This window comes from Chitinophaga ginsengisoli (genome assembly GCF_003014595.1).
Taxonomy (GTDB): domain Bacteria; phylum Bacteroidota; class Bacteroidia; order Chitinophagales; family Chitinophagaceae; genus Chitinophaga; species Chitinophaga ginsengisoli.
This window is the reverse complement of sequence record NZ_PYGK01000009.1, coordinates 292,223-308,481: the sequence shown is the minus strand read 5'-3', so window position 1 is coordinate 308,481 and position 16,259 is coordinate 292,223. Positions and strand designations below refer to the sequence as shown.

The window sequence follows — 16,259 nt, the reverse complement described above, 5'->3', positions numbered from 1 at the left end:
ACTATTTTGATGTGCCGCCGTATACGGACCCGTACGTACGGTGGCTGGAGGGGACGGCATGCGAAATAATCTCATGCCTCCTACTCACTTGTAGCGCGGGGTGCTCCTACCGGAGTCCTATTGACGCGAATGAATCACGATAAATACATTTAACAAAACATCAATCGGCTCCGTTAGGAGCCGTTTTGTTTGTAGCGCGGGGTGCAACCCCGGGGACGAAATACGTGGCCCCCATAACAAATTGAATCACCCCAATAGGGCCCAAAAAGAAAGAGGCTGACCCGCAGGCCAGCCCCTCTTCAAATCTCTTCGTTTGCTCATTAAGACTACTGAGCTTTAGGCGCAGCTTTCTTGTGCATTTTGTGAGCAGCTTTAGCTGTGTCAGCAGCTGGTTTCTCAGTCTTTGCTTTTTCTTTCTTAGCAGGTTTCTGTGCAGGAGTCTGTGCGAAAACTACAGCGCTAACGCTCATAAATACTGCTGCTACAATAAGACTTTTCTTGATGTTCATGACTACTAATTTTTTAATTGAGAGATGAATTATTTCTAATTGCTGATGTAAAATTAAGGCTATAATGAAGGCGACTCCGGCGGTTTCGATGAACAGGGATTAACTGTCGGTGAAAAAGGAAAAAGAAAAGGCCGGGTTATAACAGCAAGCGCAGCGTCTCCTCTAAGGCCTTTATACACAGCTGCTTAAGTGTGCCATATTGCTCTGCCACAAAGGTCGCATCATACGTACCATCCAGGTTCTCCAGTGTCTCCAGCGTAGGATATAAGCTGGTTTCCAATCCGATAAAGGAAATAGTCGTTTTTATATTGTGCGCGGTACTGCGTATAGCGGTGACCGAGCCTTCATCGATGGCCTTTTTTAGCTGGGCAAGATCTTCCGGTAGCTGTGTAACGAACTGCTGCAACATGTTCTGCTCGAACCCTTCATCGCCCATGGACAATTGATGCAGATATTCCAGCTGTACCAGGGGCGCTTCGTGTTCTGTTGCCTGTCCGTTGCTGCCGTTATTAAAGGCCGTATGGCCGTTCTGACGGGCGTATAGTTCGGGCGTACTGCTCTTACCGGTGAAGACCTGTATCATGCGGTAAAGCTCTCCTTCCCGTATCGGTTTTGCCAGATACTCATTCATACCTGCCTGCAGGCATTTCTCCCTTTCTCCTGACATGGCGTGGGCAGTCATGGCGATAATGGGAATATTCGATTGCAGTTCTTCCCGGATCTTTTTAGTGGCGGTATAACCGTCCATTTCCGGCATCTGAAGGTCCATCAGTACCAGGTCGAAATGTTGCCGGGAGAGGGCGGATAATGCCTCCTGTCCGTTATTCACCAGTTGATAATGCAGCTGCCGGTTGCCCAGCAGATGTTTCAGGAGGTTCTGGTTCATCTTGTTATCCTCGGCAACCAGCAGTCGTATATCCGGTTGTTGCGGCAGGGCGAAATTGTCCTGGGAATAGTTGTAGTTCTCCCCACTGTCAGGCAGCAGCTCTCCTAATGTATAAGGCAGCTCCACTTTAAAGGTGCTGCCTTTTCCCGGTTCGCTTTCAACGCTGACGCTACCGTGTTGTAATTCTACCAGTTGACTTACGATAGTGAGTCCCAGACCAGTTCCGCCGAATTTGCGGGTGATGTCTGCCTCTGCCTGGTTAAAGCGGTCGAAGATAGTAGCTATTTTGTCCGGGGCAATACCAATACCGGTATCGCTGACGGTGAACAACAGCCTTACCCCGCTTTCTGCTGCTACCTGGCTTACCCTGAGCTGTACCTTGCCTTGGTGGGTAAATTTAATAGCGTTGTTGACCAGGTTGAGGAGCACCTGTGTCAGGCGCATGACGTCCCCATATAGGATGTCGGGTACATGTGTGTCTATATTGAAGGATAATTCCAGTTTCTTTTCCTGTGCTTTGGGCTGGAACATCAATTCCAGGGAATGCAGCATGCCCCGTAAGCTGAAAGATACGGGCTCCAGCCGCATCATGCCTGATTCTATTTTGGATATATCCAGTATATCGTTGATGATGTCCAGCAGATTTTCTCCTGCATGTTGAATGGAGGTCACGTATTCTTTTGACTTTTCATTCATGGGTTGCTGCTGCAGCAGGTGAGTGAATCCCAGTACGGCGTTCATGGGCGTTCTTATTTCATGGCTCATATTGGCCAGGAACTGATCTTTGATGATGGTCAGCTTCTTTTCCTGCTGTCGCGATTGATTGAGTGCCTCGATCAGTTGTTCCTGCTTATAGATCCTGCTGGTGATATACAGGAATGACAACAGGCTGGAAATGCAGGCAAAGAACAGCATAATAGTACCCCAGTTGAGGGCTTTTTGTCCGCTGGTGTCAATCATGTGCGTGGTATGATTCACTTCTGTTTGCCGGGTGCTGTCGAGGGAATGAAGAATGATGGTAATAGCGTCGCCGAGACGTTTACCTTTCTGGGCGTTGATGATCCGCTCTGCGGGCCATTTGCCCCTGGTATAAAAGGTGTCGAGTATAGCGATGTTCAGTTTGTTCTTTTCTTCAACGAGGTAATTCAACTGGGTCAGCAATTTCTCTGTGCTGTCGTTGCTTACAAGTTTGTTAATCTCCCGGAGGTCGGCTTTGATCAGGGCGACTTCAGCTTCTATACCGGTGATATTTAATGTGTCCTGGGATATAACAGCGCCGCGTACTTTGCTATCGGTTTTGGCTATACTGGTTTGCAGCTTTTGCAGTTCATTTTTGACGTTTAGTTCGTCGAGGAGCTTTTCGTTGCCGGAGATGAGTTTACGTATGTTCTGAGCTGAGTTAAATTGCAGCACGATGAATAGTACAAGTCCCAGGATGAACAGGCCTAGTAAGTAATATTTAATCAGCTTCGGCTGCATTTTGTCGGCGAATATTTGGTTTAAAATTACGAATGTATTTTGGTTTGCCTGTTATTTGCCTGATAGGGGGTATGTGCTGGCAATACGAATGACGAATCACGAATACTGTTTATTCGTCACCCGTCATTCTTTTGATAAACCCAAATCTTATGTAGACAGGCTTCGCGCCCGCATGCTCTCAGGATACCTCAGGTCTTTTGTGCGTCCAATTGGTGCTTACTGGTTGTTCTGTCCGTTTACTTTTGCTTGTTGTTAAATCGATATTCCATTTTCGGCACCTCTGAACTACATGACCTGTCGATATTACTGCTTATTTAGCAGCTTTCTTCGCGTGGTGGTGTTTCTTGTGAGCTTTCTTTGCGTGGGGAGCGGTAGCCGCTTTAGGTTTCTCCTGTTGTTTAGCGTTAACAGTTGTAGTTTTAGCAGTTGCTTTAGCTGTATGTACTGGTGTAGCAGCAAATGTGGCGGTGGTACCTGCGAAGATCATAGCAGCAGCCATCAGAATTCCTAACTTTTTCATGACTCGTATTTTTTTATTTGATGATTAATAGTCTGGACAATTGCCTCGTTCAGTTTTTTGCTCTTTGTTTGTTAACTGTCCTACTCAATTGCTTTGTTGAACCAAAGATACATGGCATATAAGCGCATATTGATGGTAAATTGTCTAACAGGCATCAGTCATCGGCGGAAGAGGAACAAGTGTCGTTGGGATATATTATATTTGTTCACCACCTACCTAAACAGACTTAATGTCAACCAAATAAACCCTCTTTTTGCATGAATTCAAAGAAGATCACGTCAGGTATTGCCCTCATTTTATTATTGCAGAGCACTTATGCCCAGCAGAAGCTGAGCGGTTTCAGTAGTGAACATAGCCAACAGCAACAGCAACTGGAAGCCAATTTCGATAAGGAACTGAGCGCTGCTGCCATTGGGAATAATATTAAGACGCTGTCAGCACAGCAACACTATCTCGGTATGCCGAGGGATAAGTGGGTGGCTGAGAACATCCTGCAACAGTTTAAAAGCTATGGTTGGGATGCCAGGATAGAGACCTACCAGGTACTTTTTCCTACTCCTAAGACAAGGGTACTGGAAGCAAGCTATCCGGAGAACTATAAAGCGGTGCTCAAAGAGCCGGCCCTGAAGGAAGACCCCAGCACCGGTCAGCCGGATGAACTGGCTACCTACAATGCCTGGAGTGCCGATGGCGATGTGACCGGGGAACTGGTGTTTGTGAATTATGGTCTGCCGGAAGACTATGAATACCTGGAAAGGCTGGGGATCAGTGTGCAGGGTAAGATTGTGGTCGCAAAATATGGCCGTTCCTGGAGGGGGATCAAGCCGAAAGTAGCACAGGAACATGGCGCTATCGGTACGCTTATCTATTCCGATCCGAAAGATGATGGTTACTACCAGGGGGATGTATATCCGCAGGGACCCTATAAAAGCGAATATGGAGTGCAAAGGGGCTCCATTATGGACATGGTGATCTATCCGGGTGATCCACTCACGCCCGGTGTGGGAGCCACGGAAAATGCGAAAAGACTGGAAAGGTCTGAAGCTACTAACCTTTTGAAGATACCGGTACTACCTATCAGCTATCATGATGCGGCTCCATTGCTGGCGGCCCTGGAGGGCCCTGTAGCGCCGGAGAGCTGGAGAGGCGCCCTGCCGTTTACCTATCATATTGGCCCAGGTAAGGCAAAAGTGCACCTGAAACTGGAATTTGACTGGAAGATGGTGCCTGCCTATAATGTGATCGCTTTTATGAAGGGAAGTCAACTGCCTGACCAGTGGGTGATCAGGGGTAACCACCACGATGCCTGGGTATATGGCGCTGCGGACCCTGTGAGCGGACTGTCGGCTTTGCTGGAAGAGGCAAAGGCCATCGGTGTGCTGGCAAAGAAGGGATATAAACCTAAAAGAACATTAGTATATGCGGCCTGGGATGGTGAGGAACCGGGATTGCTGGGCTCTACTGAATGGGTGGAAGCACACGCGGCTGAGTTACAGCAGAAGGCAGTGGCTTATATCAATTCAGATGGGAATAGTCGCGGATACCTGGGGATAGGTGGTTCGCATGCACTGGAACCTTTTGCAGGGGAGGTGGCCAGAGGAATTACCGATCCGCAGACTAAAGTAAACATCCTTGAAAGGAAACAGGCATCTGATATTGTATCGGCGGCTACGACAAAAGCGAAGAAGGACCTGCTGGGGAAAAAAGATATGACCATCAGCGCACTGGGCTCGGGGTCTGATTACTCTTCCTTCCTTCAACACCTGGGTATTCCATCTCTGAATGTCGGCTTCGGCGGGGAAGGTGCAGGCGGAGAATACCATTCCATTTATGATACATATGAGAACTATTCCCGCTTTAAAGATCCCGGTTTTGAGTATGGTGTAGCACTGTCCAAATTCGGTGGCCATGCAGCTTTAAGACTGGCAGAAGCGGATGTATTGCCATTTGACTTCCGTAGTCTTTCCAAAACCATCAACGGATATACTACAGAACTGATCTCGCTGGCAGAACAGATGAGGGAATCTACTGCCGTGGAAAATCAGATCATCAATAATAATGCTTATCAGCTTACGGCGGATGTTACCAAGCCGATTAAGGCGCCGGCTGTAAAGTCTGAAGTACCTTACATTGACTTTTCAAAACTGCAGAATGCATTGGTCGCATTGGATAAAGCTACCCAGCAATTACAGGAATTGAGAGCGAAAGGGCCTGTTCCTGCGGAGAAAGCAGATGGCCTGAATAAGGCGCTTTATCAGGCGGAACAACAATTGCTGTATGATAAAGGATTGCCAAACAGGGGCTGGTATAAACATACTGTCTATGCACCTGGATTTTATACGGGTTATGGTGTGAAGACATTGCCAGGTATCAGGGAGGCCATCGAACAACGGAGATGGCAGGAGGCGGAGGAGCAGATCGCTATTGCGGCGGCAGCGGTGAACCGGTTGACGAATTATCTGCAGCAGGCTGCGGCGGGGTTGGGTGCTATTCCTGCTAAGTAGCTTCGGCGGTCGGCGCCTCTCTGGAGTGCTATTGAGCGTTGTTGGGGCTTCTTTTTCCCGCTAAGTAGCTTCGGTGGTCGGCGCCTCTCTGGAGTGCTATTGAGTGTTGTTGAGGCTTCTTTTTCCCGCTAAGTAGCTTCGGTTTCAGTATGGGATGTCGGTCGGCGCCTCTCTGGAATGCTATTAGGCGTTGTCAAGCGAATAAGGTATTGGATATATATTGGGCAGCACCGGTCGTGTCACCGGAGAGCCGAAGGCCCGCCATTCCCATCTGAAACCGGTGCTACTTCCGCTGTTCCTACGCTGGTTATGAGGTCTTCCCTTTTAGGAGCTGAAGAACTAATGACTATAACAAAACTGTAAAGAAGATAATCTTCGATCAATCTGAAATTACTTCGGTTGTGACTTGCATCAAACTAACATATGACTAGCATCTTCCTCCGTTCTTCCTCCGTTTTTTAACGGAAGAAGATGCTAGTCATATGCTAGTTTGATGCAAATATGATGGATGTTTGTCCTCAAAGAGGAGCCGATATGTTCGATATTTGGTGCTTGTAAGTTGTTTTCTATTAATGTGCTGTAAATCTGTTTGTTATAGTGGCTTTTAGTAGAATAAAATCCGTATTTCCCGCATCCTTTTTCTACTTAGCTTTATGATATAATCATAGCCGTTTCTACCACTCTTTCCGAGTTTAGTTTAGCATCATGTAGAAAAATCCGCGTTATTAACGCGTCAACATAAATACGCATTTCCTTAGTGGGGCAAGCGCCTTGGAGGCTTCTGTATTGCTAAATTGCTAAAGGGAATGATAAGGGAATACTATAATAAGTTCAGGCGACTGTTGAGTGCAGCACGATAAGCATCCGCTACCGGGACGGAATTCTTTGAGATAATAATAGCGCCGTCCTGTATAGCGTCTATCTTATCGAGGGCTACAATGTAGGAGCGGTGGACGCGCATGAATTTCGTGTCGGGTAATCTTTCTTCTATCGCTTTCAGGGTAGAATGAACGGCATGAAATTTCTGGGAAGTATGCAGTTTTACATAGTCGCCCATCGCTTCCAGGTAGAGGATCTCATCCAGTTTGATGCGCTTCAGTGAACCACTATCCCTGATAAAGACAAATTCGTTGTCGGTATCATGCACTTCACGGGTGTTAGCTTGTTGTAACTCTTTCGCCCTTTCTATGGCCTGTAGGAAACGGGAAGGAGTGACCGGCTTGATAAGATAATCTGCTACATGCAGTTCAAAGGCCTCCACTGCGTAGTCTTTCTTGGCAGTGGTAAAGATAATGACAGGGCCCTTTTTCCCGATGTTACGTGTCAGCTCGAGGCCATTCATACCGGGCATTTCAATGTCCAGCAGTAACAGATCGATCTTTTCCTTCTGCAGGATATTATAGGCTTCTATTGCACTGGCACATTCGCCAGCAACACGTAGCTGATCTACATGACTGGCCAGTTGCTTCATCGCAGTGCGCGCCAGTTTGTTATCGTCGATTATCAGGCAGTTCATATTGCAAATATACACAAGCTCTATACCGAGAGGACCGAACAGACATTATAATTCCCTTAAAACCATTAAGAGGGCTATGTATTATAATTTTGTTTAAATATCTTGCATACGTATAAATGGGTCTCGACGTGAAACAGCTCAAAAGGCTTTTACTTTTTCTTTCATGCATCTTTTTCCTGCCGCTGCTGCAGGAAGAGGTTCCATTTATTACTTCCACATCACAGACAGTTATACGTGCGCACACCAGCAGTGTTGTATCTCATGTTGCTAGTCAGCAGGCAGGGGTAACAGCTATTGATGGCGTGCAATGGTTTAAGACCGGTACGCGCAGATATAATCATCGTACCAGGCCATTGAACGATTATCATGAGTTATGCCTGTTTGTACCCAGTATCCGCATCAAATCATTCTTCGTTTACATCCCTGTTGTTTACAGTGGATATAAGAATTCCTATATCAGTGTCGCCGTTACTCTCAGTGATTGGCGTGGGCCTCCTGTAGCCTGATTTCCATTCCTTTTTTATTATCCTTAATTAATGCCGTAGACACACGTCTATGGTCACTCAACATCTGTCAGTTATGAATAAAAACATTGCTGCAGGGTTGTGGGTGTTTACACTATGTCTGGTGACTGGCATACCGCACGATACCTATGCGCAGTCGGGCAAAGAAAATTTGTCCCTCCAACAGGCTATTACCCTAACCCTTCAACATTATCCATCATTAAGAGCAAAGCAAACATTATCGCGGGCGGGCATTGCCCATACTACGGATATCAGTCATAACTGGTGGCCTTCCGTCAAGCTGGTAGAAGAAGCCACTGTTGGAACCGACAATGGTATTTATGGCTCTTATTTTCCCTTAAGCACCGTCCCTTCCACATCGGGTGGTATCCGCGGGGCTAATCGTAGTGACGTGATGAGCGGCAATATTGCACTGGCGCAGGTACAATGGGAAGTGTACAATTTCGGCGCTTACCGTACGCAAAAGGAAGAAGCGATACAGCAACAGAAAGTATCAGGTCTCGATGCAGATATCACCGCCAATGATCTGATGGTAGCGGTGGTACGGGACTATCTGGGCTTATTGCAATACCGTTCGCTGATGAAGATCCAGGAAGACAATATAGACCGTACACGATCTGTGCAAAGGGCCGTGACAGCCATTGTGCTACACGGGCTGAAACCTGGGGTGGACAGCTCTATTGCAGCTGCAGAATTATCCAAAGCAAGACTGAACTATCTCGATATACAAAATAACTACAACAGCGTGCGCTTGCACCTGGGTATTTTAACAGGGCTGGATACCAGTGCTATTCAGCCGGATACGCTGTATAACAACGGCCTGCTGTCTATGCTGACCGGATTGAATGATACCGCATCCGTGGCGAAAGAGCATCCTGTATTGTTGTATTATAACGGGTTGCTGGCGCAACAGCAAAAGCATGAACAAGTCATCCGCAGGGCCGCATTGCCTAAAATATCCGTGCTGGCGGCAGGATGGATGCGTGGTTCCAGCGGACAGTATAATGATAGCTACAATAAGAATCTGTGGAGCGGATTGGGGTACAGTCGCTATAACTATCTCGCAGGACTGGCGCTGACCTACAACCTTGCCGATATAGGACACACGAAAGACAAGGTGAGAGAACAGCATTTGCGCACCAAAGCGGCCGCTGAACAGCTGGAGACGACGCAAGCAGTATTGGATAACCAGTTGCAGCAGTCAAGGCTGGGTATCCGCACTGCTCTTGACAAGCTACAGGAAATGCCCGCACAGCTGAATGCAGCCAGGGCTGCAGCTTTGCAGAAGATGGCGCTGTACAAAGGAGGATTGACCAATATCATTGAAGTGACCAATGCCTTATACCTGCTGAACAGGGCGGAAACAGATCTTGTACAGACGCGTAATGCGGCATGGCAGGCACTTTTCAAGCAGGCATTTACGGCTAATAATATTCAGGAACTGGTGCAGCAGCTGGAGGTTGCCCGCAAGCAGTAATAGCAAAAAAAGCATTCTTATGTCATTAGTTACTAGCGCACTGAAAAAGCCATTGTCCGTGGTCGTACTTACCCTCGGCATGTTCCTGTTTTCAGTACTGGCTGTTATGAACATTCCTATAGACATCTTTCCCAAGCTGAATCTGCCGACGATCTACGTCATAGAGCCTTATGGCGGGATGTCTCCCCAGCAGATGGAAGGATTCTTTGCTACCCGTTTGCAGGACCAGTTCCTGTATGTGAACGGGATTAAGAATATCAGCAGCAAGAATATACAGGGGCTGACGATGATCAAGCTCTCTTTTTATGAAAGCACCGATATGGCGGAGGCATCGGCACAGGTAGCCTTACAGGTGAACAGGGCGATGAAGTTCTTTCCGCCGGGCGCGTTACCACCACAGGTGGTTCGTTTCGATGCTTCGTCGTTACCGGTGGGGCAGTTGGTGTTCAGTTGTCCGAACCGGTCATTGAAAGATATTTATGACCTGGCGAATACACGTGTCAGGCCGATGTTTGGCTCAGTACCCGGATTGTCGGCGCCACCACCTTTTGGTGCGAACTCCCGTTCTGTGATCGTTAGTGTGGACCCTGACCGTTTGCGTAGTTACAACATGAGTGCGGATGAAGTAGTGGAAGCGATTGCCAAGAACAACGTGATGACGCCTTCAGGAAATATCCGCATCAATAATACGATGTATGTAACTACGATCAATTCGCTTGAGAAAGAAGTGCAGGATTTCGGGGATATTCCTATTACGACCAACGGCAATTCTACCGTGTTTATCCGGGACGTGGCACGTGTGAGTGATGCGGCAGATATTACGGTGGATTATGCCCTGGTGAATGGCAGAAGATCGGTTTACATTCCTGTCGTAAAAACTGCGGATGCATCTACCTGGGATGTGGTGAAAGAATTGAAAGCGCGGTTGCCTGAGATGCAGAGCCTTTTGCCGGAAGATGTGAAGGTGACCTATGAGTTTGACCAGTCTGTGTTTGTGATCAATGCGGTGAAAAGCCTGATGACAGAAGGTTTACTGGGCGCCCTGCTGACAGGGTTGATGGTGTTGTTGTTCCTGAGAGATCTGCGTAGTTGCCTGGTCGTAGTGGTAACGATCCCTATTGCTATTCTGGCAGCTGTGTTAGGATTAAAGCTGGCAGGACAGACGATCAACCTGATGACACTGAGCGGACTGGCGTTAGCGATTGGCGTGTTGGTGGATCAGGCGACGGTGACGATAGAAAATATTCACCAGCATCTGGAGATGGGCAAATCCAAGCGGCAGGCTATTTATGATGCGAGTGAGGAGATCGCGTTTCCCTTGCTGCTGATCCTGTTGTGTATACTGGCGGTGTTCGCGCCGTCCTTTATCATGACCGGTGTACCGAAGGCGATGTTCCTGCCACTGTCGCTGTCTATCGGCTTCGCGATGATCGCATCCTATTTTGCGGCACAGTCGCTGGTACCCGTGCTGTCCAACTGGTGGCTGAAGGAAGGGAAGTTCAATCATGGACTGGCATTGGATGAGGACGAGATCAGACAGGTAAGGCATGACCATATGCATCATGGGAAGAAGGGCGGTTTTGAGCGTTTTAAAGACCGGTTTGTGTCATTGCTGGAATGGCTGGGACGGCGTTCCCGGCTGGTGATAGGACTATATGTGATACTGGCATTCGGCATAGCCGGTGCTGCTTTTATGATTATTGGTAAGGACCTGATGCCGCATGTGAATACCGGGCAATTCCAGCTGAGATTGAAGGAGCCGGATGGCACAAGGTTAGAGCGGACGGAAGAGAAAGTGCACCAGGTGCTGGCATTGATCGATAGTACTGTGAATGGTAATGTGGCGATCAGCTCCGGATATGTGGGACTGGTGCCGAGCAGTTATGGTACGAGTAACCTGTATGTGTTTAATGCGGGCACGCATGAAGCAGTATTACAGGTCAATCTGAACGAGGATTACAAAGTTGATATAGAGACCCTCAAGGACGAATTACGCGCCCGTATTAAGGCTAAAATGCCGGAAATGCGTGTAAGCTTTGAACCGGTGGATATGACCGAGAAGATTATGGCACAGGGGGCGTCTACGCCTATCGAAGTAAGGGTGGCAGGGAAAGACATGAAGCAGATAGCGGGGTATGCGGGAGAACTGGTAGATAAACTGAAGGAGGTGGATTTCCTGCGGGATGTGCAGATCGCGCAGCCACTGCATTACCCGGTGATCAATATCAATATAGACCGTTTCAAGGTAGCACAGATGGGACTGAATATGTACCAGGTGGCCCGTTCGGTGACGGCTTCTACTTCTTCCAGCCGTTTTACGGAAAAGAATCAGTGGCTGGATGAGAAGGTGGCGTATACGTACCAGGTGCAGGTACAGGTGCCGGAGTATATCATGCAGACGATCGATAATCTGAAAGAGATACCGTTGGTAAAAGGGCAGTCAAGGCCTGTGTTGGGAGACGTAGCTACTTTCTCCAATGGTGAGATGCCGGGAGAATTTGATCGTGCGGGGACAAGACGTTTTGTGACTGTCAGTGCTAATATTACCGGGAAAGATCTGGGTGCAGCTACGAAGGTGGTGCAGACGGCCATCAAAGAAATGGGAGAGCCGCCGAGGGGGGTGAAGGTAGAGCTGAAAGGTAGTTCCAGCTTGCTGGTAGAGACCTTGTCCAGTTTACAGAACGGGCTGATGCTGGCTATTGCGGTGATCTTCTTATTGCTGGCGGCTAACTACCAGTCGTTCAAGCTAAGTTTTGTGGTGCTGGTAACGATGCCTGCGGTAATAGCTGGGGCATTGATCATGTTGCTGTTGACGGGCGCAACGCTGAACCTGCAATCATATATGGGCATGATCATGTCCACAGGGGTATCAGTGGCGAATGCGATCCTGATCGTGACCAATGCGGAGAAGCTCCGGCTGGAGTACCGGGATGCCTATAAAGCGGCTATTGTCAGTGCGGGTATCCGTTTGCGCCCCATCCTGATGACCAGTCTGGCGATGATAGCAGGTATGGTGCCGATGGCCACAGGACTGGGTGAATCGGGCGATCAGACGGCACCCTTAGGACGGGCGGTGATAGGAGGATTGATAGCCTCTACATTGGCGGCCCTGCTCATCTTACCACTGGTATATGCTGCCATTCAGCGGAAAGCATCTTATGACGATCCGTCACTGATGCCAGTAAAAAAATTAAAGGAACCTAAAATAGCGACCAATCATGTACATGTTTAAGTATCTGTTCACCATATGCCTGTTGGCAGCCTTGTTCACCGCCTGTCATGAAAAGGCGCCTCAAAAGAAAGAAGCTGCCAGGAAAGATAAGGACAGGAAGTATGAACTGGCCACCGTTATTCATGAACCACTTTCATCCAGCATACAATTGCCTGCGGTGCTGGAGGCCTATCAGCGGGTGAGTATTTATCCAAGGGTCAATGGTTTCGTAAAAACCGTGGCGGTTGACAGGGGCAGCGTGGTGCATAAAGGAGAGGTGTTGATCACCCTGGATGCACCAGAGATCATTCAGCAGTACTTCGCTGCACAGTCGAAGTATTTGCAGGCCAGGGCGGTATTTGCTGCGTCGAAAGATAATTACGAGCGTACGCTGGCTGTCAGTGAAACACCGGGTACTATTTCCGCGCATGATGTAGAAGTAGCTAATGCCCGTATGGCGGCAGACAGCGCTATTATGAACAGTGAACTGGCGAATTTCAGGGCGCTGGAAGCTACGAGGAGCTATCTGACGGTGACTGCACCATTTGATGGCGTGATCACAGAACGTAACGTACATCCGGGTGCGTTAGTAGGGCCGGGAACAAAACTCGATGGTGGTGCAATGCTGATGCTGGAACAGGAAGACAGGCTGCGTCTGGTGGTGCAGGTTCCGGAGGTATACAGCGCACAGCTCTCCGGTGCAAGACAGGTATCTTTTCATGTAAATGCACTACCGGGGAAGATATTCGCAGGAGCGATCAGCCGCCAGGCGGGGTCATTAAGTGACCGGTATCGTTCTGAAGCGGTGGAAGTGGATATACAGAATGTACAACATCTTTTAAAGCCTGGGATGTATGCGGAGATCACTATTCCGGTTACCGGGTCAGTACAGGCCATGGTGGTACCAGGTAGTGCTATAGTGACTTCCACGGAAAAGAAGTATGTAGTGGCGGTGCGGGAAGGCTATACACATTGGATAGATGTGCAGGAAGGGAATCATCATAATGATTCGTCAGAAGTGTTTGGCAGCCTGATGCCGGGAGATAGAGTGATTGTTCATGCGAATGATGAAATAAAGGAAGGGATCAGGATAGATTAGACAGGAATAAGGCATATAGCCGGACCCAATGGCGTGTAAGCAGGGTAGTTGTTTAAAAAAGACGAGACTGTCTCATTATTGATATGAGACAGCCTCTCTTTATTCGGAGCCCTGATGAAGTCAGGCAATCATTTACCATTACCAGCTTTGTCTGGATGGTCCCATCGTAATTTCATTCACTGTCGTGTCTTCCGGTTGATCGATGGCATAAGCCACAATATCGGCCACCCTTACCGCTGAAATACCATATTGCTCATACAATGAAGTCATTCCGGCAGCAGTACGTTCATCGGTAATCGTGGACAGCAGCTCGGTATTGATGGCAGCAGGATAGATTGTCGTAGTACGAATATTCGTTCCTTCCTGTGCAGACTCCATGCGTAGCACTTCCATAAAATCGCGGACAAACCATTTGGTGCCACCGTACACTGCACCATTTGGATAAGCTTTTAAACCAGCAACGGAGGAAGTAGCGAGGATCTGCCCGGACTTTTGTGCGATAAACCCTGGGAGTACGGCTGCAACACCATTAAGAACGCCTTTGATATTGATATCCACCATTTGGTTCCATTCATTCGTCTTTAAGGCAGAAAGTGGAGAACTGGGCATGATGCCAGCGTTTAAGAAGATAACATCCACTCTTCCATATGTCTTCTGAGCCAGTTCGACAATTGCTGTATTGTCTGCAGGGTTTACCACATCCATTACCTTATAGACGGCCTCTCCGCCAGTCTTCTGAATTCCCTCTACCAGTTGCTTTAGTTTATCCTCGCGTCTTGCGCCTAAAACAACTTTAGCACCTTTGGCAGCGAGTAGTTTTGCACTCTCTTCGCCTATACCGGATGATGCACCGGTGATGATCACTACTTTGTCTTTAATCATACAATGTTCTTTATCTGTTTACGTTTAGCGTACATTGCCTGTTTATCATTAGCCGATAGTTTTAATAAGCTTTGCGGGCACACCGCCTACAATTGTGTTTGCTGCTACGTTTTTGGCAACGACAGCACCAGCTGCAACAACAGCATTCTCACCGATGGTCACACCCGGCAGAATAGTGGCACCAGCACCAATCCAGGCGTTACGTTTGATCAGAATGGGTTTGCACAGCATGCCGCGGCGGGTGACCGGATCGACAGGATGATTTTCTGTGATCAGGTTTACCTTCGGTCCGAGCAGTACATGATCTTCAAGGGTGATGCCGCCCATATCCAGGAAGGTGCAGGCGTGATTGATAAATACATCTTTGCCGATACTGATGAAACGGCCAAAATTGGTGTAAAACGGTGCAAAGACAGTGGTGCTTTTGTCGAGTTGTGAGCCAATGATCTCACTCAACCTGCCGCGTACTTCGTCAATGCTTGTAGCGGCGTTCAATGCGGGAGACAATGCGAGTGTACGGGTAACAACCTCATCTACCCGGTGAAATTCAGGATCCTGAAGTGCTACCAGTTCACCTGCTCTTAGTCTATGGAAGATGTCTTTCATGCCACAAAGTTCCGTCAATAGGTACTTTACAGCTAATGAATTTCAATCCAATGATTAAGGATTTCAAATGACAGCGCCTCTGAAAGCGGAGGGCTTATTGCCTGTTTGTTTTTTGAAGAAGTTGTTAAAATAGGTAGGATATTCAAATCCGAGTGCATAGGCAATCTCCGCCACATTCCAGTCTGTATGCTGTAATAAGGCCTTTGCTTCACGGGAGATGCGCTCGGCGATGTGCGTTGTTGTCGATTTACCGGTTGTTTCTTTTACGGCTTTATTGAGGTAGTTCACATGGATGGCGAGTTCGCTCGCATAATCGTTGGCTGTCTTGAGTGTTAAGGGGCGGTCTGCTGTTTCTATAGGGAACTGGCGTTCCAGCAATTCCAGGAATACTGATGTAATACGGGTCAGCGCGTTCTTATGCTGGTCGAAATGCTCTGAAGGCTGTAATTTCAGGGCCTCGTGAATGATCAGATTGATATAGTTACGCATCAAATCGTCTTTGTACACGTAATCCGTTTGCTGCTCTTCTATCATCTTCTGGAAGATGCCATTTAAAAACAGCCGCTGCGACTCTGTGATCTTAAATATAGGTGTACCGCCGATTTTAAATAATGGCGATTGCTGCAGGCTTTCCGAGCGCTCCGATTGCTTGAGAAAGTCTTCAGAAAAAAGAACGGTATAACCAACATAAGTGGTCGAAAGGGTTTCCCAGGAGTAAGGCACATGCGGATTTCCAAAGAATAAGACTGTTCCTTCCTGTTCAAAACTACGATCTGCATAATGGATGATGCTTCTTCCTGTAGTCAGACAGATTTTATAAAAGTCCTTCCTGCTGTAGATTTTAGTCGCATTAGTGTCGCTTTCAATCTGCCAGACGTTGAAGCCTTTCAGCTTCAGCTCATTATTAAATTCTGATACGGAACGTTCTATTTTACCAGCCATACAATAAAGTTAAGGAATTCAATACAAACACCGGAGAGGATGTTTAGTCCCGTCCGGTATTTGTCCTTATGGCTACATGTGCCGGATAGTCAGGTGATGTGTAT

General features: G+C 47.9%; 12 protein-coding genes. 5 read left to right on the top strand and 7 right to left on the bottom strand.

All coding sequences use genetic code 11. The features are described 5' to 3' along the window. Positions 1-326 precede the first annotated feature (326 nt). From CLV42_RS21665 to CLV42_RS21655, 3 genes are all read right to left on the bottom strand, one after another. On the bottom strand, positions 327-509 hold the full coding sequence (locus CLV42_RS21665; RefSeq protein WP_106604024.1) for a hypothetical protein: 183 nt from the start codon (positions 507-509) through the stop codon (positions 327-329). 136 nt (positions 510-645) lie between these two features. Then, complete coding sequence (locus CLV42_RS21660) at positions 646-2,874, bottom strand: ATP-binding protein (RefSeq protein ID WP_106604023.1); 2,229 nt, start codon at positions 2,872-2,874, stop codon at positions 646-648. A 310-nt stretch (positions 2,875-3,184) separates the two neighbouring features. Continuing rightward, entirely contained in the window at positions 3,185-3,394 is a 210-nt protein-coding gene (locus tag CLV42_RS21655; RefSeq protein ID WP_106604022.1) for a hypothetical protein, read from the bottom strand. A 257-nt stretch (positions 3,395-3,651) separates the two neighbouring features. Between CLV42_RS21655 and CLV42_RS21650 the strand changes: the two genes are divergently transcribed. Further along, positions 3,652-5,898 carry a transferrin receptor-like dimerization domain-containing protein gene (locus CLV42_RS21650; RefSeq protein WP_106604021.1) on the top strand — a complete coding sequence of 749 codons (2,247 nt, stop codon included), beginning with the start codon at positions 3,652-3,654 and terminating at the stop codon, positions 5,896-5,898. 820 nt (positions 5,899-6,718) lie between these two features. Here the strand turns inward: CLV42_RS21650 and CLV42_RS21645 are convergent. Then, positions 6,719-7,414: a LytR/AlgR family response regulator transcription factor gene (locus CLV42_RS21645; RefSeq protein ID WP_106604020.1), complete on the bottom strand. Its 696-nt coding sequence runs from the start codon at positions 7,412-7,414 to the stop codon at positions 6,719-6,721. A gap of 128 nt (positions 7,415-7,542) precedes the next feature. Between CLV42_RS21645 and CLV42_RS21640 the strand changes: the two genes are divergently transcribed. From CLV42_RS21640 to CLV42_RS21625, 4 genes are all read left to right on the top strand, one after another. Further along, the gene (locus CLV42_RS21640; RefSeq protein ID WP_146154450.1) at positions 7,543-7,920 is read left to right on the top strand and encodes a hypothetical protein; all 378 of its coding nucleotides are present in this window, start codon (positions 7,543-7,545) and stop codon (positions 7,918-7,920) included. Positions 7,921-7,993: 73 nt separating this feature from the next. Continuing rightward, positions 7,994-9,415, top strand: a complete 1,422-nt coding sequence (locus CLV42_RS21635; RefSeq protein ID WP_170117598.1) for a TolC family protein — start codon at positions 7,994-7,996, stop codon at positions 9,413-9,415. A gap of 19 nt (positions 9,416-9,434) precedes the next feature. After that, on the top strand, positions 9,435-12,647 hold the full coding sequence (locus CLV42_RS21630; RefSeq protein ID WP_106604017.1) for an efflux RND transporter permease subunit: 3,213 nt from the start codon (positions 9,435-9,437) through the stop codon (positions 12,645-12,647). After that, on the top strand, positions 12,634-13,725 hold the full coding sequence (locus tag CLV42_RS21625; protein WP_106604016.1) for an efflux RND transporter periplasmic adaptor subunit: 1,092 nt from the start codon (positions 12,634-12,636) through the stop codon (positions 13,723-13,725). The genes CLV42_RS21630 and CLV42_RS21625 overlap by 14 nt, the downstream gene beginning before the upstream one ends. 138 nt (positions 13,726-13,863) lie before the next feature. On the opposite strand, the gene CLV42_RS21620 is transcribed toward CLV42_RS21625, so the two are convergent. The 3 genes from CLV42_RS21620 to CLV42_RS21610 form a co-directional block, all read right to left on the bottom strand. Next, a complete protein-coding gene (locus tag CLV42_RS21620) occupies positions 13,864-14,607 on the bottom strand; it encodes an SDR family oxidoreductase (protein ID WP_106604015.1) in 744 nt (247 codons plus the stop codon). 48 nt (positions 14,608-14,655) lie between these two features. Further along, positions 14,656-15,213, bottom strand: a complete 558-nt coding sequence (locus tag CLV42_RS21615; RefSeq protein ID WP_106604014.1) for a DapH/DapD/GlmU-related protein — start codon at positions 15,211-15,213, stop codon at positions 14,656-14,658. A 63-nt stretch (positions 15,214-15,276) separates the two neighbouring features. Beyond that, the gene (locus CLV42_RS21610; protein ID WP_106604013.1) at positions 15,277-16,155 is read right to left on the bottom strand and encodes a helix-turn-helix domain-containing protein; all 879 of its coding nucleotides are present in this window, start codon (positions 16,153-16,155) and stop codon (positions 15,277-15,279) included. Positions 16,156-16,259 lie beyond the last annotated feature (104 nt).

Coding starts and splice junctions, on each gene's coding strand:
- CLV42_RS21665 (WP_106604024.1), bottom strand. CDS start 509: ATGAACATCAAGAAAAGTCTTATTGTAGCAGCAGTATTTATGAGCGTT.
- CLV42_RS21660 (WP_106604023.1), bottom strand. CDS start 2,874: ATGCAGCCGAAGCTGATTAAATATTACTTACTAGGCCTGTTCATCCTG.
- CLV42_RS21655 (WP_106604022.1), bottom strand. CDS start 3,394: ATGAAAAAGTTAGGAATTCTGATGGCTGCTGCTATGATCTTCGCAGGT.
- CLV42_RS21650 (WP_106604021.1), top strand. CDS start 3,652: ATGAATTCAAAGAAGATCACGTCAGGTATTGCCCTCATTTTATTATTG.
- CLV42_RS21645 (WP_106604020.1), bottom strand. CDS start 7,414: ATGAACTGCCTGATAATCGACGATAACAAACTGGCGCGCACTGCGATG.
- CLV42_RS21635 (WP_170117598.1), top strand. CDS start 7,994: ATGAATAAAAACATTGCTGCAGGGTTGTGGGTGTTTACACTATGTCTG.
- CLV42_RS21630 (WP_106604017.1), top strand. CDS start 9,435: ATGTCATTAGTTACTAGCGCACTGAAAAAGCCATTGTCCGTGGTCGTA.
- CLV42_RS21625 (WP_106604016.1), top strand. CDS start 12,634: ATGTACATGTTTAAGTATCTGTTCACCATATGCCTGTTGGCAGCCTTG.
- CLV42_RS21620 (WP_106604015.1), bottom strand. CDS start 14,607: ATGATTAAAGACAAAGTAGTGATCATCACCGGTGCATCATCCGGTATA.
- CLV42_RS21615 (WP_106604014.1), bottom strand. CDS start 15,213: ATGAAAGACATCTTCCATAGACTAAGAGCAGGTGAACTGGTAGCACTT.
- CLV42_RS21610 (WP_106604013.1), bottom strand. CDS start 16,155: ATGGCTGGTAAAATAGAACGTTCCGTATCAGAATTTAATAATGAGCTG.